Annotated in this window: 20 protein-coding genes and 2 tRNA genes; 1 reads left to right on the top strand and 21 read right to left on the bottom strand. The window is 62.2% G+C overall.

All coding sequences use genetic code 11. From position 1 onward, the window contains the following. Positions 1-67 precede the first annotated feature (67 nt). The 15 genes from pnp to rlmE all read right to left on the bottom strand — a co-directional run bounded on the left by pnp (position 68) and on the right by rlmE (position 15,340). Positions 68-2,173 (bottom strand): polyribonucleotide nucleotidyltransferase, encoded by a 2,106-nt coding sequence (gene pnp, locus G4G71_RS07385; protein WP_169936509.1) that lies wholly within the window; start codon positions 2,171-2,173, stop codon positions 68-70. 169 nt (positions 2,174-2,342) lie between these two features. Further along, on the bottom strand, positions 2,343-2,612 hold the full coding sequence (gene rpsO, locus G4G71_RS07380; RefSeq protein WP_045216763.1) for a 30S ribosomal protein S15: 270 nt from the start codon (positions 2,610-2,612) through the stop codon (positions 2,343-2,345). A 98-nt stretch (positions 2,613-2,710) separates the two neighbouring features. Beyond that, positions 2,711-3,625: a tRNA pseudouridine(55) synthase TruB gene (gene truB, locus G4G71_RS07375; protein WP_169936508.1), complete on the bottom strand. Its 915-nt coding sequence runs from the start codon at positions 3,623-3,625 to the stop codon at positions 2,711-2,713. 3 nt (positions 3,626-3,628) lie between these two features. Next, the gene (rbfA, locus tag G4G71_RS07370; protein ID WP_169936507.1) at positions 3,629-4,018 is read right to left on the bottom strand and encodes a 30S ribosome-binding factor RbfA; all 390 of its coding nucleotides are present in this window, start codon (positions 4,016-4,018) and stop codon (positions 3,629-3,631) included. A gap of 211 nt (positions 4,019-4,229) precedes the next feature. Next, entirely contained in the window at positions 4,230-6,755 is a 2,526-nt protein-coding gene (gene infB, locus G4G71_RS07365; protein WP_169936506.1) for a translation initiation factor IF-2, read from the bottom strand. A 27-nt stretch (positions 6,756-6,782) separates the two neighbouring features. Beyond that, complete coding sequence (gene nusA / locus G4G71_RS07360) at positions 6,783-8,264, bottom strand: transcription termination factor NusA (protein WP_017518943.1); 1,482 nt, start codon at positions 8,262-8,264, stop codon at positions 6,783-6,785. A 45-nt stretch (positions 8,265-8,309) separates the two neighbouring features. Continuing rightward, complete coding sequence (gene rimP / locus G4G71_RS07355) at positions 8,310-8,768, bottom strand: ribosome maturation factor RimP (RefSeq protein ID WP_045216751.1); 459 nt, start codon at positions 8,766-8,768, stop codon at positions 8,310-8,312. A gap of 127 nt (positions 8,769-8,895) precedes the next feature. Beyond that, positions 8,896-8,972 (bottom strand) — tRNA-Met (locus G4G71_RS07350). Between the two features lie 92 nt (positions 8,973-9,064). Beyond that, positions 9,065-9,150, bottom strand: a tRNA-Leu gene (locus tag G4G71_RS07345). Between the two features lie 16 nt (positions 9,151-9,166). After that, a complete protein-coding gene (secG, locus tag G4G71_RS07340) occupies positions 9,167-9,559 on the bottom strand; it encodes a preprotein translocase subunit SecG (RefSeq protein ID WP_081520701.1) in 393 nt (130 codons plus the stop codon). Positions 9,560-9,561: 2 nt separating this feature from the next. Further along, positions 9,562-10,317 (bottom strand): triose-phosphate isomerase, encoded by a 756-nt coding sequence (gene tpiA, locus G4G71_RS07335; RefSeq protein WP_169936505.1) that lies wholly within the window; start codon positions 10,315-10,317, stop codon positions 9,562-9,564. A 65-nt stretch (positions 10,318-10,382) separates the two neighbouring features. Continuing rightward, the gene (gene glmM / locus G4G71_RS07330; protein ID WP_169936504.1) at positions 10,383-11,723 is read right to left on the bottom strand and encodes a phosphoglucosamine mutase; all 1,341 of its coding nucleotides are present in this window, start codon (positions 11,721-11,723) and stop codon (positions 10,383-10,385) included. Further along, positions 11,720-12,589 (bottom strand): dihydropteroate synthase, encoded by an 870-nt coding sequence (gene folP / locus G4G71_RS07325; protein WP_169936503.1) that lies wholly within the window; start codon positions 12,587-12,589, stop codon positions 11,720-11,722. The genes glmM and folP overlap by 4 nt, the downstream gene beginning before the upstream one ends. 9 nt (positions 12,590-12,598) lie before the next feature. Next, positions 12,599-14,515 carry an ATP-dependent zinc metalloprotease FtsH gene (ftsH, locus tag G4G71_RS07320; RefSeq protein ID WP_169942546.1) on the bottom strand — a complete coding sequence of 639 codons (1,917 nt, stop codon included), beginning with the start codon at positions 14,513-14,515 and terminating at the stop codon, positions 12,599-12,601. A 201-nt stretch (positions 14,516-14,716) separates the two neighbouring features. Continuing rightward, positions 14,717-15,340 (bottom strand): 23S rRNA (uridine(2552)-2'-O)-methyltransferase RlmE, encoded by a 624-nt coding sequence (gene rlmE / locus G4G71_RS07315; RefSeq protein ID WP_169936502.1) that lies wholly within the window; start codon positions 15,338-15,340, stop codon positions 14,717-14,719. Between the two features lie 79 nt (positions 15,341-15,419). Between rlmE and G4G71_RS07310 the strand changes: the two genes are divergently transcribed. Next, entirely contained in the window at positions 15,420-15,734 is a 315-nt protein-coding gene (locus G4G71_RS07310; protein ID WP_024765315.1) for a YhbY family RNA-binding protein, read from the top strand. 42 nt (positions 15,735-15,776) lie between these two features. On the opposite strand, the gene G4G71_RS07305 is transcribed toward G4G71_RS07310, so the two are convergent. The 6 genes from G4G71_RS07305 to dapB all read right to left on the bottom strand — a co-directional run bounded on the left by G4G71_RS07305 (position 15,777) and on the right by dapB (position 22,718). Beyond that, the gene (locus G4G71_RS07305; RefSeq protein WP_169942544.1) at positions 15,777-16,181 is read right to left on the bottom strand and encodes a DUF4149 domain-containing protein; all 405 of its coding nucleotides are present in this window, start codon (positions 16,179-16,181) and stop codon (positions 15,777-15,779) included. Between the two features lie 10 nt (positions 16,182-16,191). Beyond that, entirely contained in the window at positions 16,192-16,668 is a 477-nt protein-coding gene (gene greA / locus G4G71_RS07300) for a transcription elongation factor GreA (RefSeq protein WP_017518953.1), read from the bottom strand. Next, positions 16,665-19,886 carry a carbamoyl-phosphate synthase large subunit gene (carB, locus tag G4G71_RS07295; protein WP_169936501.1) on the bottom strand — a complete coding sequence of 1,074 codons (3,222 nt, stop codon included), beginning with the start codon at positions 19,884-19,886 and terminating at the stop codon, positions 16,665-16,667. The genes greA and carB overlap by 4 nt, the downstream gene beginning before the upstream one ends. 19 nt (positions 19,887-19,905) lie before the next feature. Further along, positions 19,906-20,559 (bottom strand): leucine efflux protein LeuE, encoded by a 654-nt coding sequence (gene leuE / locus G4G71_RS07290; RefSeq protein ID WP_169942542.1) that lies wholly within the window; start codon positions 20,557-20,559, stop codon positions 19,906-19,908. Between the two features lie 28 nt (positions 20,560-20,587). Continuing rightward, entirely contained in the window at positions 20,588-21,724 is a 1,137-nt protein-coding gene (gene carA, locus G4G71_RS07285; protein ID WP_169936500.1) for a glutamine-hydrolyzing carbamoyl-phosphate synthase small subunit, read from the bottom strand. 187 nt (positions 21,725-21,911) lie between these two features. After that, entirely contained in the window at positions 21,912-22,718 is an 807-nt protein-coding gene (gene dapB / locus G4G71_RS07280; RefSeq protein ID WP_045216726.1) for a 4-hydroxy-tetrahydrodipicolinate reductase, read from the bottom strand. Positions 22,719-22,728: the final 10 nt, after the last annotated feature.

Raw genomic sequence — 22,728 nt, 5'->3', positions numbered from 1 at the left:
CGAATAGCGCATTCTCAAGGCAAAAAAAGAGGGCCCGCAAGGGGCCCTCTTTCATTTCACCGTTTGCTTATACGCCAGAGGCTTCAGCAGCGGCTACGTCCTTGATGGACAGCTTGATGCGGCCGCGGTTGTCCACGTCCAGAACCAGGACTTTGACTTCCTGGCCTTCCTGCAGAACGTCGGTGACCTTGTCGATGCGCTTGTCGCTGATCTGCGAGATGTGCACCAGACCGTCCTTGCCCGGCAGGATGTTGACGAAGGCACCGAAGTCCACGATGCGCTCGACCTTGCCGACGTAGATCTTGCCGATCTCGGCTTCCGCGGTGATGCCCAGGACGCGCTGCTTGGCGGCCTCGGCAGCTTCCTTGGTTTCGCCGTAGATCTTCACGCTGCCGTCGTCTTCGATGTCGATCGAAGCCTTGGTCTCTTCGCAGATGCTGCGAATGGTGGCGCCGCCCTTGCCGATGACGTCGCGGATCTTGTCGGTGTCGATCTTCATCTGGATCATGGTCGGAGCGTTTTCCGACAGCTCTGCACGCGGAGCGGCAATGATCTGGTTCATCTGGCCGAGGATATTCAGGCGAGCTTCCAGAGCCTGGCCCAGGGCGATCTCCATGATCTCTTCGGTGATGCCGTTGATCTTGATGTCCATCTGCAGGGCGGTCACGCCCTTGTCGGTACCGGCAACCTTGAAGTCCATGTCGCCCAGGTGGTCTTCGTCACCCAGGATGTCGGTCAGGATGGCGAACTTGTCACCTTCCTTCACCAGGCCCATGGCGATACCGGCAACCGGCGCCTTGACCGGAACACCGGCGTCCATCAGCGCCAGGGAAGCACCGCAGACCGAAGCCATGGAACTGGAACCGTTGGACTCGGTGATCTCGGAAACCACGCGAATGGTGTAGGGGAACTCGTCCTGGGTCGGCAGCATGGCAGCGACGCTGCGACGTGCCAGACGGCCGTGGCCGATTTCACGACGGCCCGCGCTGCCCATGCGGCCACACTCGCCCACCGAGAACGGCGGGAAGTTGTAGTGCAGCATGAAGGGGTCTTTGCGCTCGCCTTCGAGGGTATCGAGCAGCTGGGCGTCACGGGCGGTGCCGAGGGTGGCAACGACCAGAGCCTGGGTTTCGCCACGGGTGAAAAGCGCCGAGCCGTGGGTCTTGCCCAGTACGCCGACTTCAATACGCAGCGGGCGAACGGTGCGGGTGTCGCGGCCATCGATACGCGGCTTGCCGTTGACGATGTTTTCGCGAACGGTGCGGTATTCGAGCAGACCGAACACCTCTTTGACCTCAGCGGCCGGGAACTGGCCTTCGCCTTCACCGGCGAACTTGGCAACGATCTCGTCGCGCAGGGCGCCCAGGGCCGCGTAACGGTCCTGCTTGATGGTGACGGTGTAGGCTTCGGAGATGGCAGCACCGAACTCGGCCTTGATGGTGTTGACCAGGGCGGTGTTTTCGACCGGAGCGGACCAGTTCCAGGTCGGCTTGCCGGCTTCGGTAGCCAGTTCGGCAACGGCGCGGATGACCGACTGGAACTCTTCGTGTGCGTAGAGCACAGCGCCGAGCATCTGGTCTTCGGTCAGCTCGTCGGCTTCGGATTCAACCATCAGCACGGCGTCGGAGGTACCGGCCACGACCATGTCGAGGCTGGAGCTCTGCTGCTGCTCGTAGGTCGGGTTGAGGATGTAGCCGATTTCCGGGTGGAAGCCAACACGGGCTGCGCCGATCGGGCCGGCGAACGGAATGCCGGAGATCGCCAGGGCAGCGGAGGTGCCGATCATGGCAGCGATGTCCGGATCGGACTTCTTGTTGGTGGAAACGACGGTGCAGACGACCTGCACTTCGTTCATGAAGCCTTCCGGGAACAGCGGGCGGATCGGGCGGTCGATCAGGCGCGAGGTCAGGGTTTCCTTCTCGGAAGGACGGCCTTCACGCTTGAAGAAGCCACCGGGGATGCGGCCGGCTGCGTAGGTCTTCTCCTGGTAGTGCACGGAGAGCGGGAAGAAGCTCTTGCTCGGGTCGGCCTGCTTGGCGCCGACGACGGTGCAGAGCACGGTGACGTCGTCCATGGTGACCAGGACAGCACCGGTGGCCTGGCGGGCAATGCGGCCAGTCTCGAGGGTTACGGTCGATTGACCGAACTGGAATTTCTTGATTACCGGGTTCACGGTTTCTCTACCTTCGCTTTAGTTGCCTTGGGGGAAATTGTGGAAATGCCGGGAGTCGGACCCGAATTCATTCCCTATAAAAGCGAGAAAGCCGGGAGCCAGAGCCGATGAGCGGTATACACCACTCATCGACCCCGGACTCCCAGCTTCCCACTTCAGGCTTGCCGTCTTAGCGACGCAGGCCCAGGCGACCGATCAGGGCGCTGTAACGAGAGGTATCCTTGCCCTTCAGGTAGTCCAGCAGCTTACGACGCTGGTTAACCATACGGATCAGGCCACGACGGGAGTGGTGGTCTTTGCCGTTGGCCTTGAAGTGGTCCTGCAGCTTGTTGATGTTGGCGGACAGCAGTGCAACCTGCACTTCCGGGGAACCGGTGTCGCCTTCAGCTTGCTTGTACTCGTTAACGATCTGGGCTTTTTCTTGGACGCTCAGTGCCATGATGGGGCTTCCTCTGAGGTAACAGGCCAGGGACTTCTCCCTGTGTTCATAATGAGAGGAGTGACCGTGCCTGCTGACAGCCACCCTCGGTTTCGGCCTTACGACCGAATCAGTCGACGCGGCGCCAGGCGCCCGTCTTCGACCACTTCACCGATTCCGATGAAGCGACCTTCATGATCCTGCACCCGCAGCATACCGAACTTTGGCATCTCGGGAGCGCGTACTGGCTGGCCATGCAGCCAGTAATAGGCGCTGTGCTCGGAGAGCTGCAACAGCGGCCAGTGTTCCAGGCCAGCATCCACTGGCAGCAGGAAACGGTCGAGGGCTTCATTGCCACCCTCGGCATGGACTTTCTCGAGCTCCTCCAGCGTCACCGACTGGTTCAGCTGGAAAGGTCCGGCCTGGGTCCGGCGCAAGGCGGCAACATGTGCACCACACCCGAGTTCGCGGCCGAGATCTTCGACCAGGGTGCGAATGTAGGTGCCCTTGCTGCAGGAAACGGCCAGCGTCGCACAGGGCGACTCGAAGGCGAGCAAATCCAGGCGCGCAATAGTAACAGAACGCGCCTCGCGCTCCACTACCTCTCCTGCACGAGCCAGCTTGTACAACGGCTGGCCGTCCTTCTTCAGGGCCGAGTACATCGGCGGCACCTGCTCTATGTCGCCACGGAAACGCGGCAGCATGGCTTCGATGGCGTCCCGACCAATGGTCACCTCGCGCTGCTCAAGGACCTCACCCTCGGCATCGCCGGTGGTGGTGGTAACGCCCAGTTGGGCGACGGTCTCGTAGGCCTTGTCGGCATCGAGCAGGTACTGGGAGAACTTGGTCGCCTCGCCGAAGCACAGCGGCAGGACACCAGTGGCCAGCGGGTCGAGGCTGCCGGTATGACCGGCCTTCTCGGCATTGAGCAGCCAGCGCACCTTCTGCAGGGCCTGGTTGGAACTCATGCCGCGCGGCTTGTCGAGAATCAGCACACCGTTGACCGCACGGCGAATGCGTTTCACCTGGGCCACGCGTCACTCCTCGGAATCGCCGCCATGACGGCGATCGGCTGCCACTGCGCGCTCGATCAGCGCCGACAGTTCGGCACCACGGCGGATACTGGCGTCATAGCTGAAGTGCAGTTGCGGCACGGTGCGCAGCTTCATCGCCTTGCCCAGCTGCATACGCAGGAAACCTGCCGCATCGTTGAGGATGCTGGTGTTCTGCTTCACCACCTCGGCGTTGTCGTCCTGGCCCATCACGGTGACGTACACCTTGGCATGGGACAGGTCACGCGCCACGTCGACGCCGGTGATGGTCACCAGGCCCAGACGGGGGTCCTTGATTTCACGCTGGATCAGCAACGCCAGTTCGCGCTGCATCTGGTCGCCGATACGCTGGGTACGGCTGTACTCTTTGGCCATTTTCCTAACCTGCTTACCCGAGCCGTGAGGCTCCAGCATCAATTACGGGTTTGAATTCGACCGGATGACTAGGCGGGAAGACGAAGACAGTGCTCCAGCACGGCAAGGCTTCCCAACGACGTCATACGGTTGAAGGCGAATCCGTATAAGCGGCAAACGCCCGGGGCAGCTGTTAAGCTGGCCCGGGCGCTGCGTTCACGCTCGAATACCCTTACAGAGTACGAGCGACTTCGACCTTCTCGAACACTTCGATCTTGTCGCCGACGCGGACGTCGTTGTAGCTCTTCACGCCAATACCGCATTCCATGCCGGCACGAACTTCAGCGACGTCATCCTTGAAGCGACGCAGGGATTCCAGCTCGCCTTCGAAGATGACCACGTCGTCACGCAGTACACGGATCGGACGGTTGCGGTGCACCAGACCCTCGGTGACCATGCAGCCGGCGACCGCGCCGAACTTCGGCGAACGGAACACGTCACGCACTTCGGCGATACCCAGGATGTTCTCGCGAACATCGCTGCCGAGCATGCCGGTCAGGGCTTTCTTGACGTCTTCGATGATGTCGTAGATCACGTTGTAGTAACGCATGTCGAGGCCTTCGGACTCGACGATCTTGCGCGCACCAGCATCAGCACGGACGTTGAAGCCGAACAGCACCGCGTTGGAGGCCAGCGCCAGGTTGGCATCGGACTCGGTGATACCACCGACGCCGCCACCGACCACGCGAACCTGCACCTCGTCGTTGCCCAGACCACTGAGCGAGCCCTGCAGGGCTTCCAGCGAACCACGGACATCGGACTTGAGGACGATGTTGAGGGTCTTCTTCTCTTCCTGGCCCATGTTCTCGAAGATGTTTTCCAGCTTGCCGGCGTGGGCACGAGCCAGTTTCACTTCGCGGAACTTACCCTGACGGAACAAAGCGACTTCGCGGGCCTTCTTCTCGTCGGCGACCACGGTCATCTCGTCACCGGCATCCGGGGTGCCGTCCAGGCCGAGGATCTCGACCGGAATCGACGGACCGGCTTCCTTGATCGGCTTGCCGTTCTCGTCGAGCATCGCACGGACGCGGCCGTAGTTGACGCCGACCAACACCATGTCGCCCTGACGCAGGGTGCCGTCCTGAACCAGCACGGTGGCTACCGGGCCACGGCCCTTGTCCAGACGGGACTCGACCACCACGCCACGGCCCGGGGCCGACGGAGTGGCTTTGAGTTCGAGTACTTCAGCCTGCAGCAGTACGGCTTCGAGCAGCTCGTCGACGCCGGTACCCAGCTTCGCGGAAACGTGAACGTACGGAGCATCGCCGCCCCACTCTTCCGGGATCACATCCAGAGCGGCCAGGCCGTTCTTGATGTTGTCCGGGTTGGCGTCGGGCTTGTCGATCTTGTTCACCGCAACCACGATCGGCACGCCAGCCGCTTTCGCGTGCTGCACGGCTTCCTGGGTCTGCGGCATCACGCCGTCGTCCGCTGCCACCACGAGGATGACGATGTCGGTCGCCTGGGCACCACGGGCACGCATCGCGGTGAACGCGGCGTGGCCTGGGGTGTCGAGGAAGGTGACCATGCCGCGATCGGTTTCCACGTGGTAGGCGCCGATGTGCTGAGTGATGCCGCCGGCTTCGCCCGCTGCAACCTTCGCACGACGGATGTAGTCGAGCAGCGAGGTCTTGCCGTGGTCGACGTGGCCCATGACGGTCACGACCGGCGCGCGGGATACAGCCTCACCTTCGAATTTCAGGGATTCGGCCAGCTGCTCTTCCAGGGCGTTCTCGCTGACCAGCTTGACCTTGTGGCCGAGTTCTTCGGCGATCAGCTGGGCGGTTTCCTGGTCGAGTACCTGGTTGATGGTCACCGGGGTGCCCATCTTGAACATGAACTTGACGACCTCGGCTCCCTTCACCGACATCTGGGCAGCGAGATCGCCCACGGTGATGGTCTCGCCGATATTCACTTCACGCACAATCGGTCCTGTCGGGCTCTGGAACCCGTGCTGGTTACGCTTCTTCAGCTTGCCCTTGCCACGGCCACCGCCGCGACGGCCAAAGCTGTCGTCGTCGTCACCACCACTGCGCACGACGCGCGGCGCGGTGGTCTTTTCCTTTTCCTTGATCGACGGGCGATGCTGGGCATGCTTGCGATCGCGGCGCTCGTCTTCCTCGTCACGCTTGGGCACACGACGCGGCTCTTCCTTCTTGCGGTCATCCGCAGCAGGAGCAGCAGCGCCCGGCGCAGCCGGAGCAGGAGCAGCGGCGCGCGGGGCGTCGGCAGCAACCGCAGCAGCGGCAGGCGTAGAGGCAGGAGCCTGGCGAGCGGCATCCGCCTGGCGGCGGGCCTCTTCCTCGGCGACGCGCTGACGAGCCTCTTCCTCGGCCTTCAGACGCACAGCCTCTTCAGCGGCACGCTGCTCTTCCAGCTCGCGCTGGCGCTCGGCCTCAAGCTCTTCGGGATCACGCTTGACGTAGGTTTTCTTCTTTCGAACCTCGACGCTGACGGTCTTGCTGCCAGCGACCCGAATGGTCGAAGTGGTCTTGCGTTGCAGGGTGATCTTGCGCGGCTCATCCGCGCGATCACCGTGGCTGCCTTTCAGGTGGGCCAGCAGCGCTTGCTTCTCGCTGTCGGTCACCACCTGCTCGGCATTGTTATGGGGCAGACCCGCTTCGCGCATCTGCAGCAGCAGGCGCTCCACCGGCGTATCGACCGTCTTGGCCAGTTCTTTCACCGTGACTTGCGTCATGCACTTCTCTCCTCAGGCCGCGAATGCTTACTCGAACCAATGGGCCCGGGCGGCCATGATCAACTTGCCAGCACGCTCTTCGTCCATGCCGTCGATGTCGAGCAGATCGTCAATCGATTGCTCGGCAAGATCTTCACGGGTGGTTACACCGCGCAGCGCCAGGTCTACGGCCAGCTCTTTGGTCATGCCATCGAGGCTGAGCAGGTCTTCGGCAGGTTGTGCGTCGGCAAGTTTTTCTTCAGTGGCGATGGCTTTGGTCAGCAGGCGATCCTTGGCGCGCGAGCGCAGCTCGTTGACGATGTCTTCGTCGAAGCCGTCGATGCTGAGCATCTCTTCCATCGGTACGTAGGCGATTTCTTCCAGGGTGGTGAAGCCTTCCTCCACCAGTACCTGGGCGAGCTCTTCGTCGACATCCAGCTCGTCGACAAAGCGCTGCAGGATGTCGCCAGTTTCAGCCTGCTGTTTGGCCTGGATATCGGCCTCGGTCATCACGTTCAGGGTCCAGCCGGTGAGCTGGCTGGCCAGACGTACGTTCTGGCCACTACGGCCAATGGCCTGGGCCAGGTTGTCTTCGGCAACGGCGATATCCATGGTGTGGGTATCTTCGTCGACGATAATCGCCGCCACTTCGGCCGGGGCCATGGCATTGATCACGAACTGCGCGGGGTTGTCATCCCAAAGGACGATATCCACACGCTCGCCACCCAGTTCGCCGGAGACGGCCTGGACGCGGGAGCCACGCATACCGATGCAGGCGCCCTGCGGGTCGATACGCTTGTCCTTGGAGCGAACGGCGATCTTGGCGCGCGAACCCGGGTCACGGGCGGCGGCCATCACGTCGATCAATTGCTCGGCGATTTCCGGTACTTCGATGCGGAACAGCTCGATCAGCATTTCCGGCGCGGTACGCGACAGGATCAGCTGAGGGCCGCGGTTCTCGCTGCGGATTTCCTTCAGCAGGGCACGCACGCGGGTGCCGACGCGGAAGGTTTCACGCGGGATGATCTGGTCGCGGGCCAGCAACGCTTCGGCGTTGTTGCCCAGGTCGACGATCACGTTGTCGCGGGTGACCTTCTTGACGGTGCCGGAGATGATCTCGTTGACCTTCTCGCGGTAGGCGTCGACCACTTGAGCGCGCTCGGCTTCGCGAACCTTCTGCACGATGACCTGCTTGGCAGTCTGTGCAGCGATACGGCCGAACTCGATGGACTCGATCTTCTCTTCGATGACTTCACCGGCCTTCATGCCGGGGTGCTCTTCCTGCACGTCTTCGACGGTCAGCTCAGACGCCGGATTGGAGTAATCCTCGTCTTCGACGATGGTCCAGCGACGGAAGGTTTCGTAGTTGCCGTTGGCGCGGTTGATTTCCACGCGCAGATCAACCTCGTCCTCGAAACGCTTTTTGGTCGCGGTTGCCAGAGCCAGCTCCAGCGCTTCGAAAATCACGCCAGGCGGTACACCCTTCTCGTTGGATACCGACTCAACAACCAGCAGTACTTCTTTGCTCATCGTACGCCTCGCCTTTCAATCCATTGGAATCCGCGCTCTGGCGGCTCACTCAAATCGGGGAATGATGTTGGCCTTGTCGATCGAGTCGACCGGCAGCAGGTATTCATGGTCGTCCACCAGGACCACCACATCCTGCTCCTCCACACCACGGAGAATGCCCTGGAAATTACGCCGCCGTTCGAAGGGCGTGCGCAGCTTGATCTTCACCTGCTCGCCGACGTAACGGGCGAACTGTTCGAGCGTGAAGAGCGGCCGATCCATGCCGGGCGACGACACCTCCAGGGTGTACTCGCCACTGATCGGGTCTTCCACGTCGAGGATGCCACTGATCTGACGACTGACGATTTCGCAGTCATCGACCAGGATGCCTTCGGCACGATCGATATAGACCCGGAGCAGGGAATGACGACCTTGGGAAATGTACTCCAGGCCCCAGCACTCATAGCCGAGCGCTTCTACTACAGGGGCCAACAAGGCCTGCAACTGTTCTAGCTTGCTCGACACCTGATCGCCTCGCGTATGCTGTAGAAACAAAAAATGGGCGAAACGCCCATCCCTTAAGGACCGCCCTGATCTGGCGGCGCGGACTGTCCAGCTAGCAAAAAGCCCCTGAAAAGGGGCTCTGCCAAACTGGTTGCGGGAGCTGGATTTGAACCAACGACCTTCGGGTTATGAGCCCGACGAGCTACCAGACTGCTCCATCCCGCGTCAAAGCTGGTGCGAAATTATACGGTTGAGTCCCTTGAAGGTCAACCGAAACTCCGAAACGACAAGGCCCGCACTGCGGGCCCTTTCGTATATGGTACCGAGGAGGGGACTCGAACCCCTACAGCCTATGGCCACTACCACCTCAAGGTAGCGTGTCTACCAATTCCACCACCTCGGCAAAAACTCTTGCCTGCTTACTTCTGTTCAGGAGCCGCCGGAACGTCGCCGTTACCGCCTGCAGGGGCTTGAGGCTGCCCTTGCGCGCCCGGCACGTCACTCGCTGCCGGAGCTTGTTCCTGCTTCTGCTCCATCACTGCCGGATCAGGAAGCCCAGCGTGACGAATCATATCAGCTTTTTCTTTAGCAAAATACGCTAAACCCAAGCTGGTAATAAAAAAAACTGCAGCCAGCACAGCAGTGAAACGACTCAGGAAGGTAGCAGAACCCTGACTACCAAACACAGTACCCGAAGCGCCAGCACCGAACGACGCACCGGCGTCGGCACCCTTGCCTTGCTGAAGCAGGACCAGCACAACCAGACCCAGCGCCATCAGCAGGTGAATCACGATTACAACTGTTTCCAGCATCTTCAGTTTCCTGCGGCGCGACAGATCGCACCGAACTCATCTGCATTCAGGGAAGCTCCACCAATGAGCCCCCCATCGATATCCGGCATGCCGAAAAGCTCGACAGCGTTGGCAGCCTTGACACTGCCGCCGTACAGGAGACGAAGGCCGCGAGCCACCTCTGCGTTTTCCGCCGAGATCTGCGCACGAATCGCCGCATGTACTTCCTGGGCCTGCTCGGGAGAAGCGGTCAGCCCCGTCCCAATCGCCCACACCGGCTCGTAAGCCACAACGGCGCGGGAGAAAGCCCCGACACCGAGATCTTCGATCACCGAGCCCAACTGGCGCCCGACAACCTCAAGAGTCTTGCCCGCCTCACGCTGCTCGCGGGTCTCACCCACGCACAGGATTGGAACCAGGCCACACGATTGCACCGCCGCAAACTTGCGACTGATCGCACCGTCGCTTTCACCCAGGATCAGGCGACGCTCGGAGTGACCAACCAGCACCAGGGAACAGCTCGCGTCCGCCAGCTGGCTGGCTGCGATCTCGCCCGTAAGGGCGCCCTGCATCGGCTCAACCGCGCAATTCTGCGCACCGACGGCAACCGCCTTTCCATCTAGACCTTGAACGACCTGATTGATGTACAGACAAGGCGGAAACACCGCCACATCGACACCCGTGGGAAGAGCCAGTTGACGCAGGCCTTTGATCAGCTCCGTTACGCTGGAGCGGGTACCGTGCATTTTCCAATTACCGGCCACCAAGGGTCGACGCATGCTGTACCTCGCTGAGCAAAGTGGGCGCAGATATTACTCGACGCTTTTGGAACTGACAAGAGAAATCAAGCACATACCTCTGTAACCACTTTTGCCAGCTGCTCGGCATAGGCGCGCACGCGTGCCTCCTCGTCGCCCTCGACCATCACCCGCACCAATGGCTCGGTGCCGGATTTGCGCAGCAGCACGCGACCACGGCCGGCCATCTCTTCGGTCACCTTGGCGCAGGCTTCCTTCACCGCCGGATGCTCCAACGGGTCCACCCCGCCACCAGCAAAGCGTACGTTGATCAGCACTTGCGGGCACTTGCGAATACCCATGCGCGCCTCAGCCAGGTTCTGACCTCGGGTTTTCAGCGCCATCAGCACCTGCAGCGCGGCGATGATCGCATCGCCGGTCGTGGTGTGCTGGCAGCAGACCACATGACCGGAATTCTCTCCACCCAGTTGCCAGTTGCGCGACTGCAACTCGGACATCACGTAGCGGTCCCCTACCTTGGCGCGGGCAAAGGGAATGTGCAGATCCTGCAGAGCCAACTCCAGGCCCAGGTTGCTCATCAGAGTCCCTACCACGCCACCGTGCAGCTTGCCGCGATCGAGCATGTCCCGCGCAATGAGGTAGAGGATCTCGTCGCCATCGACGATGGTACCGGTGTGATCGACCAACATCACCCGGTCGCCGTCGCCGTCGAAGGCGATACCGATATCCGCGTGGTGGGCCAGCACGGCCTCCTGCAGCGCCCCCATGTGGGTGGAGCCGCACTTGTCATTGATGTTCAGGCCGTTGGGCTCCGCACCGATGACGAACACTTCAGCACCCAGCTCCCGGAATACATTGGGAGCGATCTTGTAGGTCGCACCATGGGCGCAATCGAGCGCGATACGCAGACCGGCAAAACTGGTGTTCGATGGCACGCTGCTCTTGCAGAACTCGATGTAGCGGCCGGCGGCATCGTTGATCCGCGAGACCTTGCCCAGGCGGGAGGACTCGACGACCGTCATCGGCGCATCGAGAAGCTCCTCGATGATCAGCTCCACCTCGTCCGGCAGCTTGGTGCCCTGGCCGGAGAAGAACTTGATGCCATTGTCGTCATGCGGATTGTGCGAGGCACTGATGACGATACCCGCCTCGGCGTGGAAGGTACGAGTCAGATAGGCGATACCCGGGGTCGGCATGGGGCCGAGCAGCATCACGTCGGCACCGGCGGCGGACAAGCCAGCCTCCAGCGCGGACTCGAACATGTAGCCGGAAATCCGCGTGTCCTTGCCCACCAGCACGCGACACTTGCCCTGCTGACGGAAGGCCATGCCTACGGCCCAACCCAGCTTGAGCACAAAGTCTGGCGTGATCGGCGGAGTGCCTACGCGTCCGCGAATTCCATCGGTACCAAAATACTTCCTGCTCATGCGGGCATCCCCTCTTCTGTTGCACTTTCCACTGCGTGAATCATTCGAACCACATCCACCGTCTCGGCAACATCATGGACACGGATAATGCTGGCTCCCTTGGCGACCGCCAGCGCCGCAAGGGCCAGGCTGCCGTAAAGACGCTCACCTACGTCACGGCCGAGCGCGCGCCCGACCATGCTCTTGCGCGAGACACCGACCAGCAATGGACAGCCCATCGACATCAGGCCCTCCATCTGCCGGAACAGATTCAGGTTGTGACGCTGAGTCTTGGCAAAACCGAAGCCAGGATCGATGACGATCCGCTCCCGGGCAATGCCCACGGCTTCGCAGACGGCGATGCGCTCCTGGAGGAAGTCACGGACCTCCTGGAGGATATCCGGATAACGCGGATCGTCCTGCATGTTCCCCGGCTCGCCGCGCATATGCATCAGGCAAACCGGAAGCCCCGTGTCGACAGCGGCATCCAGGGCCCCATCACGCTGCAGGGAGCGCACGTCGTTGATCAGCCCAGCCCCGAGACGAGCGGTTTCACGCATAACCGCCGGGGTGGAGGTATCCACCGAGATCACTACATCCAGCTCGCGGGCAATGGCCTCGACCACCGGCGCGACACGCTCCAGCTCCTCGGTGGGCGAAACCACGCGGGCGCCGGGACGGGTCGACTCGCCGCCGATATCGATCAGCGTGGCTCCGGCCGCGACCATCTCCGCCGCATGGCGCAACGCAGCATCGTGCCGACTGAAGCGCCCACCGTCGGAGAAGGAATCGGGAGTGACATTGAGGATGCCCATGACGTGCGGGCGGCTTAAATCAAGAACCCGGTTGCCGCAAGGCAACCGGGTCGGGTGGTACAACGAACTCATTCAGTGCTCTCAGTGTTCGCCGGCGGGCCCGCCAATGGGGTTTTCCTGGCGACCCTCGTCGCGGGGCGCAGCAGCGTTGCCGGAAGAGCCGGAGTTGCCACCCTGCCAGTCACGCGGCTCGCGCGGCGTGCGGCCAGCCATGATGTCGTCGATCTGATCGGCATCGATGGTTTCGTACTTCATCAGCGCGTCAGCCATCATGTCGAGCTTGTCGCGACTCTCTTCCAGCAGGCGCTTGGCGGTGCCGTAGCAGTCGTCGATGATGCGGCGCACTTCCTGGTCGATCAGCTTGGCAGTCTCACCCGAGATATTGGAGTGCTGGCCGCCGGCGCTACGACCAAGGAAGACCTCGCCCTCTTCTTCCGCGTACATCAGCGGACCGAGCTTTTCCGACAGGCCCCACTTGGTCACCATGTTTCGCGCCAGTTGGGTGGCCCGCATGATGTCGTTGGAGGCACCAGTGGTGACACCTTCGAAGCCCAGGGTCATCTCTTCGGCGATACGGCCACCGAACAGCGAGCAGATCTGGCTTTCCAGAGCGCGCTTGGAGAGGCTGTAACGATCCTCTTCCGGCAGGAACATGGTCACGCCCAAGGCGCGGCCGCGCGGAATGATGGAAACCTTGTAGACCGGATCGTGTTCCGGAACCAGGCGGCCAACGATAGCGTGACCGGCCTCGTGGAACGCGGTGTTCTTCTTCTCCTTCTCGGACATGACCATGGTCTTGCGCTCGGCGCCCATCATGATCTTGTCCTTGGCCAGTTCGAACTCGCGCATATCGACGATGCGCTTGTTGGAACGAGCAGCGAACAGCGAGGCCTCGTTGACCAGGTTGGCCAGGTCGGCACCGGAGAAGCCCGGCGTACCGCGCGCGATCACGCCCGGCTCGACGTTGTCGCCCAGCGGGACCTTGCGCATGTGCACTTTGAGAATCTGCTCACGGCCACGGATATCCGGCAGGCCAACCACCACCTGGCGGTCGAAGCGGCCCGGACGCAGCAGCGCGGGATCGAGCACGTCCGGACGGTTGGTCGCGGCGATGACGATGATGCCGTCATTCATCTCGAAGCCGTCCATCTCCACCAGCAACTGGTTGAGGGTCTGTTCGCGCTCGTCGTGACCGCCACCCAGACCGGCGCCACGATGGCGACCGACGGCGTCGATCTCGTCGATGAAGATGATGCAGGGTGCGTGCTTCTTGGCCTGGTCGAACATGTCGCGAACGCGCGAGGCGCCCACGCCGACGAACATTTCCACGAAGTCCGAACCGGAAATGGTGAAGAACGGCACCTTGGCTTCGCCGGCGATGGCCTTGGCGAGCAGGGTCTTACCGGTGCCGGGCGGGCCGACCATCAGCACGCCGCGCGGGATACGACCGCCCAGGCGCTGGAATTTGCCCGGATCGCGGAGGAACTCCACCAGCTCGCTGACTTCTTCCTTGGCCTCGTCGCAACCGGCGACGTCGGCGAAGGTGGTCTTCACCTGGTCTTCCGATAGCAGGCGCGCCTTGCTCTTGCCGAAGCTCATCGGGCCGCCGCGGCCACCGCCGCCGCCCTGCATCTGGCGCATGAAGAACATGAAGACGGCGATGATCACCAGGATCGGGAAGCTGGCCACCAGGAGCTGGGTCCAGATGCTCTGCTGCTCGGGCTGCTTGCCTTCAACAACGACGTTGTTGTTGACCAGGTCGCCGATCAAACCATTGTCCGCAATGGCCGGGCGGATGGTCTTGAAGGTGTCACCGTCCTGGCGCTTGCCAGTGATGACCGCGCCGTCCACGGTCACGCGCTCGACCTTGCCGTCCTTCACCTGCTGGATGAAGTCCGAATAGTTGAGCGTCTGCGGCTCGCTCGGGCTGGAGAAGTTGTTCATCACGGTGACGAGTACCGCCGCGATGATCAGCCACAGAATCAGGTTCTTTGCCATGTCGTTCAATTGACTACCCTCTGAAGCCGGCTCCGCCCTGGAAACCGCTTCTCACGACGGCCAGACTCCTTCCGGCCAAAATTACTACACAACGCCCGCCGCCAGGCAGGCGCCGTCTGTAACCCTTTATGAACCCCGGCTTTCACCGGTACAAGCAAAACCTGCAAGGCATAGACCAGAAGCCTGCGCAATCATTCCAGTCTAGGCGCCGCGAAAGCCTCGTGCGAGCAGATACTGCTCCCGCGAACGGTCGCGGGACGACAGCGGCTTGCGCATCTGCACCTTCTCGAAGTTCTCGCGAACCTGCTTGTGGTAAGCGTCGAAACCCTCACCCTGGAAAATCTTGATCAGGAAATCGCCCCCCGGACGCAGCACACGGGTGCACAGGTCCAGGGCCAGCTCGCAGAGGAACATTGCACGGGGCATGTCCACGGCGGGCAGTCCACTCATATTGGGGGCCATATCGGAAATCACAAGGTCTACCGGATTTTCTCCGATGGCCTCGAGCAACTGGGCGAAGACTCCGTCCTCGGTGAAGTCACCCTGGATGAAGGTGACATCCGGGATGCTGTCCATCGGCAGGATGTCCGAGGCGATCAGCGTACCCTTGTCACCGATCACCCGACTGGTGACCTGCGACCAGCCACCTGGCGCCGCGCCGAGGTCGACCACGGTCATGCCGGGGCGCAGGATGCGATCCTTCTCCTGAATTTCCAGCAGCTTGTAGCTGGCACGCGAGCGATAACCGTCACGCTGTGCCATCTTCACGTACGGATCGTCGAAATGTTCTTTCAGCCAGCGATGGCTAGTCTTGGAACGGGCCACGTATTACCTCGTCTGAGCGGCATCCCGGTAGTACCGAAACTCGGGTAGAATATCCGCCTTTTTTACCAGGGGTCAGATTATGGCGCTCTCTCAGGAGCAGAAAAAGCAGTTCAAATCTATCGGGCATCACCTGAAACCCGTATTGACCGTTGCTGAAAACGGTCTTTCGGAAGGTGTGATGGCCGAGCTTGAGCGCGCGCTCAACGATCATGAACTGATCAAGGTGCAGTTCCGCATCACCGAACGCGACGACCGTCGCGCGCTGATCGACGAACTTTGCCAGAACGGCAGCTGCGAACTGGTTCAGACCATCGGCAAGATGGCACTGATCTATCGCCGCAATCCGAAGCCGAACAAGAACCTGTCGAACATCAGCCGCTTCAGCGGCCTCTGACAGTCAAGACCGGCAACGCGGAGCCGGCAAGGCTCCGCTGCGTCAGGCCCGCTCGTCCCGTCCCGGCACCGGTTGCAGCACCAGCAGCAGGCCGAATAGCGCCACCACCAGATAGTTGAACCAGAACCAGCGCTGGGCATCCGGCACGAATTGGCGCACGACGAAGAAAGTCAGCGTCATGCCAAGCACCGCCAGCAACAACTGTCCGCGCACCTCCCGCAGGAAGGCGACGGCGCCGCGCGCCTGCCAGAGCAACAGCCCCTGCAGCACAGCACAGAAACCTGCAAACCCCAGCAGCAGCGGCTTCAGCGCGTCAGCGACGGACTCCACCAGCAGCGGCGCGAGGCCGATCTTGTCCAACGCCGGCAGCACCACGAACTGAAGCAGCCAAAGGCCGCCAACCCAGAATGTCTGGGCCAGCAGCCAACTGATGGCGCCTGCGCTCAGGGATTGCCGATCAGGCGTGGCGGACTTCAACGATCTCGTACTCGACATCGCCGCCCGGAGTCTTCACCAGAACAGCATCGCCTTCGGTCTTGCCGATCAGCGCACGGGCGATCGGCGAGTTGACGGAGATCTTGCTGTTCTTGATGTCCGCCTCGTCGTCACCGACGATCTGGTAGGTCACCGTCTCGTCGGTTTCGACGTTGGCGATATCCACGGTAGTACCGAAGATCACCTTGCCGCTGTGCGGAATGGTGGTCACGTCGATGATCTGCGCGTTGGACAGCTTGGCCTCGATGTCGCGGATGCGAGCCTCGGACATGCCCTGCTGCTCACGGGCGGCGTGGTATTCGGCGTTTTCCTTGAGGTCACCCAGCTCACGCGCTTCGGCGATGGCCTGGGTGATCTGCGGGCGCAGAACGGTCTTCAGGTATTTCAGTTCTTCTTCCAGGGCGCGAGCGCCCTGGACGGTCATTGGAAATTTGCTCATGCGTTGATTCCTGCATGGAGATCCTGCAGACGGCGAACGGTCTTCTCGGGACCGAACTTGAGCGCCTCACAGATCGCCTGACCCGCCGCGATGGTGGTGGTGCAGTAGATCTTGTGCTGCAGGGCGTTACGACGGATGGAGTAAGAGTCAGCGATGGACTGACGACCTTCGGTGGTATTGATGATCAGGGTGACTTCGTCATTCTTGATCATGTCGACCACATGAGGGCGGCCCTCGGTCACCTTGTTCACGCGGCGTACCGGCAGGCCGGCAGCTTCGATCACCTTGGCAGTGCCAGCAGTGGCAACCACTTCGAAGCCCAGTGCCACCAGATCACGAGCGACCTGAACGGCTTGAGGCTTGTCGTCCTCGCGGACGCTGATGAAGGCGCAACCGGCGTTCGGCAGGATTTCGCTGGCGCCCAGCTGGGCCTTGGCGAATGCCTCACCGAAGCTGTCACCGACACCCATCACCTCGCCAGTGGACTTCATCTCCGGGCCGAGGATCGGGTCGACGCCGGGGAACTTGGCGAACGGGAACACCGCTTCCTTGACGCTATAGTACGGCGGGATCACCTCCTGGGTGAAGCCGACTTCGGCCAGGGACTTGCCAGCCATGACGCGGGCCGCAACTTTCGCCAGCGACTCGCCGATGCACTTGGAGACGAACGGCACGGTACGGGAAGCGCGCGGGTTCACCTCGATCACGTAGATGTCTTCACCCTGAACGGCCATCTGCACGTTCATCAGGCCGACCACGCCGAGCTCCAGGGCCATTTTCTTGACCTGCTCGCGGATCTCGTCCTGGATGTGCTGCGGCAGCGAGTACGGCGGCAGCGAGCACGCGGAGTCCCCGGAGTGCACGCCAGCCTGCTCGATGTGCTGCATGATCGCGCCGATCACCACGGTCTCGCCGTCGCACACCGCATCGATGTCGACTTCGATGGCGCAGTTCAGGAAGCGATCCAGCAGCACCGGACTGTCATTGGAAACCTTCACGGCCTCACGCATGTAGCGCTTGAGCTCTTCTTCCTGGTAGACGATTTCCATCGCGCGGCCGCCCAGCACGTAGGACGGGCGCACCACCATCGGGTAGCCGATGTTCTTGGACAGCTCCAGGGCCTGGTCTTCGCTGCGCGCGGTGGCGTTGGCCGGCTGGCGCAGATTCAGGCGCTGGACCATCTGCTGGAAGCGCTCGCGGTCTTCGGCACGGTCGATGGCGTCCGGGCTGGTGCCGATGATCGGCACGCCGGCTTCTTCCAGGGCGCGACAGAGTTTCAGCGGGGTCTGGCCGCCGTACTGCACGATGACGCCCTTGGGCTGCTCGACGCGGACGATTTCCAGCACGTCCTCCAGGGTCACCGGCTCGAAGTACAGGCGATCGGACGTGTCGTAGTCGGTGGAAACGGTTTCCGGGTTGCAGTTGACCATGATGGTCTCGTAACCGTCTTCACGCATGGCCAGCGCAGCGTGTACGCAGCAGTAGTCGAACTCGATGCCCTGGCCGATACGGTTCGGACCGCCGCCCAGGATCATGATCTTGTCGCGAGTCGACGGATTGGCTTCGCACTCTTCCTCGTAGGTCGAGTACATGTAAGCAGTGTCGGTGGCGAATTCAGCGGCGCAGGTGTCCACGCGCTTGTAGACCGGCAGCACCTTGAGCTTGTGGCGATGGTTGCGCAGGTTCTTCTCGGTCACACCCAGCAAGGTGGCCAGGCGCGCATCGGAGAAGCCCTTGCGCTTGAGCTTGAGCATCAGGTCGCGGTCGATGGCGGACAGACCCAGGGTCTTCACACGCTCCTCGTCCTTGATCAGGTCTTCGATCTGCACCAGGAACCACTCGTCGATGCGGGTCAGGTCGAAGACTTCGGCGATGCTCTTGCCGGCGCGGAAGGCGTCGGCGACGTACCAGATGCGGTCGGCATTGGGCACGGTCAGCTCGCGCTTGAGGATGCTTTCGGCTTCCGGGTTGCTCAGGTCGAGCTTGGGATCGAAACCGGTGGCGCCGACTTCCAGGCCGCGCAGGGCTTTCTGCACGGACTCCTGGAACGTGCGGCCGATGGCCATGACTTCGCCCACGGATTTCATCTGGGTGGTCAGGCGGGCGTCGGCTTTCGGGAATTTCTCGAAGGCGAAACGCGGGATCTTGGTGACGACGTAGTCGATCGCCGGCTCGAAGGACGCTGGGGTGCGGCCGCCGGTGATGTCGTTCTGCAGCTCGTCGAGGGTGTAGCCGACAGCCAGCTTGGCGGCGATCTTGGCGATCGGGAAGCCGGTGGCCTTGGAAGCCAGCGCCGAGGAACGCGAAACGCGCGGGTTCATCTCGATCACGACCATGCGGCCGGTGTTCGGGCAGATGCCGAACTGCACGTTGGAGCCGCCGGTTTCCACGCCGATCTCACGCAGCACCGCCAACGAGGCGTTGCGCATGATCTGGTATTCCTTGTCGGTCAGGGTCTGTGCCGGCGCGACGGTGATGGAGTCACCGGTGTGCACGCCCATCGGGTCGAAGTTCTCGATGGCGCAGACGATGATGCAGTTGTCCTTCTTGTCGCGGACAACCTCCATCTCGTATTCCTTCCAGCCGATCAGCGATTCGTCGATCAGCAGCTCATTGGTCGGCGACAGGTCCAGACCACGGGTGCAGATCTCTTCGAATTCTTCGCGGTTGTAGGCGATGCCGCCGCCGGTGCCGCCCATGGTGAAGGACGGACGGATGATGCACGGGAAGTTGACCTTCTCCAGCACGCCGTAGGCTTCTTCCATGGTGTGGGCGATACCCGAGCGCGGGCAGGCCAGGCCGATGTCGCGCATGGCCTTGTCGAAGCGCGAACGGTCTTCGGCCTTGTCGATGGTGTCGGCGTTGGCGCCGATCATTTCAACGCCGAACTGCTCGAGCACGCCGTGGCGCTCCAGGTCCAGGGCGCAGTTCAGAGCGGTCTGGCCGCCCATGGTCGGCAGCAGCGCGTCAGGGCGCTCCTTCTCGATGATCTTGGCGACGGTCTGCCACTTGATCGGCTCGATGTAGGTGGCGTCGGCCATGGCCGGGTCGGTCATGATGGTGGCCGGGTTGGAGTTCACCAGGATGACACGGAAGCCTTCTTCCTTCAGGGCCTTGCAGGCCTGTGCGCCGGAGTAGTCGAACTCGCAGGCCTGGCCGATGACGATCGGGCCGGCGCCGAGGATCAGGATGCTCTTGATGTCTGTACGCTTGGGCATGGGACTCTCGTTGCAAATTTCAGGAAAGGGTTGCGCTGGCCAGCTTCACGCCAAAGCCGACGAACAGGGCGCCGACGCCACTCGAGGCGCCGGCAGCCAGCCGTTGCCGCCGACGGAACCAGGCCGCCAGACGCACACCGGAGAAAATCAGGAAGCTGAGGTACAGGGCGCTGATGATCTCGAGGATCGTGCCCAGTACCAGGAACGACAGGCCGGGATAGGCGTAACCCGGGTCGACGAACTGGATGAAGAAGGAGATGAAGAAGAGGATCGCCTTGGGGTTGGACAGGCTCAGCAGCAGCGCCTTGCGGAACGGCTGGTTGACGTCCACTTCCCCGGCCGGCGCGGCGGCCGCATCCAGCGGCTGGCGCAGCTTCTGCCAGCCTCCGCGGAGCATGCCGATACCCAGATAGAACAGGTAGGCGGCGCCGACATACTTCAGGCCCAGGAACAGCATCGGCTCGGCCTTGAGGACCGAGGCGATACCCAGCGCCGACAGGAACATCAGGATCGCATCGCCCAGGAACACCGCGCTCGCCGCCCGGTAACCCGAGGCCACGCCGCGCTGGGCGGCGGTGGCGAGGACGAACAGCGAGTTCGGCCCCGGCAGCAGGACGATGAACAACGTACCCAGGACGTAGGTCCAGAGGTCGGTGATTCCCAGGGTCGGCATCATCTTCTTTCCCTCTTCGAGCTCAGTCTCAGCGGCGCTCGGCCATCGCCGCGATGAAGCGGTCGAACAGCGGTGCTACATCGTGCGGACCGGGGCTGGCTTCCGGGTGACCCTGGAAGCTGAAGGCCACCTTGTCGGTGCGCTCGACGCCCTGCAGGGTGCCATCGAACAGCGACTTGTGGGTGGCACGCAGATTGGACGGCATGCTCGCTTCATCCACGGCGAAACCGTGGTTCTGGCTGGTGATCATCACCACGCCCGAATCCAGGTCCTGCACCGGGTGGTTGGCGCCATGGTGACCATGGCCCATCTTCACGGTCTGGGCGCCGGAGGCCAGGGCCAGCAGCTGGTGACCCAGGCAGATGCCGAAGATCGGCGTCTCGGTGTCGAGGAACTCGCGGATGGCCTGGATGGCGTAGTCGCACGGAGCGGGGTCACCGGGGCCGTTGGAGAGGAAGATGCCGTCCGGATTCAGGGCCAGCACTTCGCTCGCCGGAGTCTGCGCCGGCACCACGGTCAGGCGGCAGCCACGGGCGACCAGCATGCGCAGGATGTTCAGCTTCACGCCGAAGTCATAGGCGACCACGTGGTACGGCAGGTCGGCGGCGGCGATTTCCGGGTGGCTGTCGGTTTCCAGGTTCCAGACGCTGGAGCGCCACTCGTACTTCTCGGTGGAGGACACGACTTTCGCCAGGTCCATGCCCTTCAGGCCCGGGAAGCCGCGTGCCAGTTCGAGAGCTTTTTCCTCGGTGGCGTCGTCGCCGACCAGGATGCAGCCGTTCTGCGAACCCTTCTCGCGCAGGATGCGGGTCAGGCGGCGGGTGTCGATGCCGGCGATGGCAACGGTGCCGTTCTCTTTCAGGTAATCCGGCAGGGACTGCTTGTCGCGCCAGCTGCTGGAGAGCAGCGGCAGGTCGCGAATGATCAGGCCGGCGGCCCAGACCTTGTTCGACTCGGCATCTTCGGGCGTAGTGCCGGTGTTGCCGATGTGCGGGTAGGTCAGGGTAACGATCTGTTGGGCGTAGGAAGGATCGGTAAGGATTTCCTGGTAGCCGGTCATGGCGGTGTTGAACACCACCTCTCCGACGGTCTGGCCGTCGGCGCCGATGGCTTCACCGCGAAAAACGCTGCCGTCGGCAAGTGCAAGTATGGCTGGCTTAGTCAAGAAGACCTCCCGTAGTTCAAGCCTGGCTGGGCGTGCGCAGATTGTAAAAAAGCGGGATGACATCAGAAGAAGTCATCCCGCTTTTTATGTGATCATGCTGCGCTACTTTTAGTGGACACACTAAAGCTGTAGTTTACAGAAATGCGACATCATGGTCCACCTTTTGCACGACGTACGGCCATGCCGCTCAGCGAAGGCCGAGTACGTCCTGCATGTCGTACAGGCCATTGGCCTGCCCTTCCAGCCATTGCGCAGCACGCACAGCGCCACGCGCGAAGGTCATGCGGCTCGAGGCCTTGTGGGTAATCTCCACGCGCTCGCCGTCCGCGGCGAACAGCACGGTGTGGTCGCCCACCACATCGCCGGCACGCACAGTGGCAAAGCCGATGGTCTCGCGCGGACGTGCACCGGTCTGGCCTTCACGACCATAGACAGCCACTTTCTCCAGATCACGACCCAGCGCGTTGGCGACCACTTCACCCATGCGCAGCGCAGTGCCGGACGGTGCGTCGACCTTGTGGCGATGATGCGCTTCGAGAATCTCGATATCGACATCGTCACCCAGCACGCGAGCGGCGGTGTCGAGCAGCTTCAGGCAGAGGTTCACGCCGACGCTGTAGTTGGCTGCGAAGACGATCGGGATGTCTTTCGCCGCTTCGTTGAGCAGTTCCTTCTCCGCCGCGGAGAAGCCCGTGGTGCCGATGACCATGGCCTTGCCGGCCTTGCGGCAGACTTCCAGGTTCTTCAGGGTCACGGTCGGGTGGGTGAAGTCGATCAGCACATCGAACTCGTCGACCACCTTGGCAAGATCGCCCGACAACGGCACACCGATACGGCCCAAGCCGGCCAGTTCGCCCGCGTCGGCGCCCACCAGGGTGCTGTCCGGGCGGTCCACCGCCGCAGTCAGGCCAGCGCTGCCGCCGGTCTGCTGCACGGCCTCGATCAGGGTCTTGCCCATGCGCCCGGCGGCGCCCATTACGGCTATACGTCGCATATAAAACAGC

Source organism: Pseudomonas multiresinivorans, from assembly GCF_012971725.1.
GTDB lineage: Bacteria > Pseudomonadota > Gammaproteobacteria > Pseudomonadales > Pseudomonadaceae > Pseudomonas > Pseudomonas multiresinivorans.
This window is presented reverse-complemented; position numbering and strand designations above follow the sequence as displayed.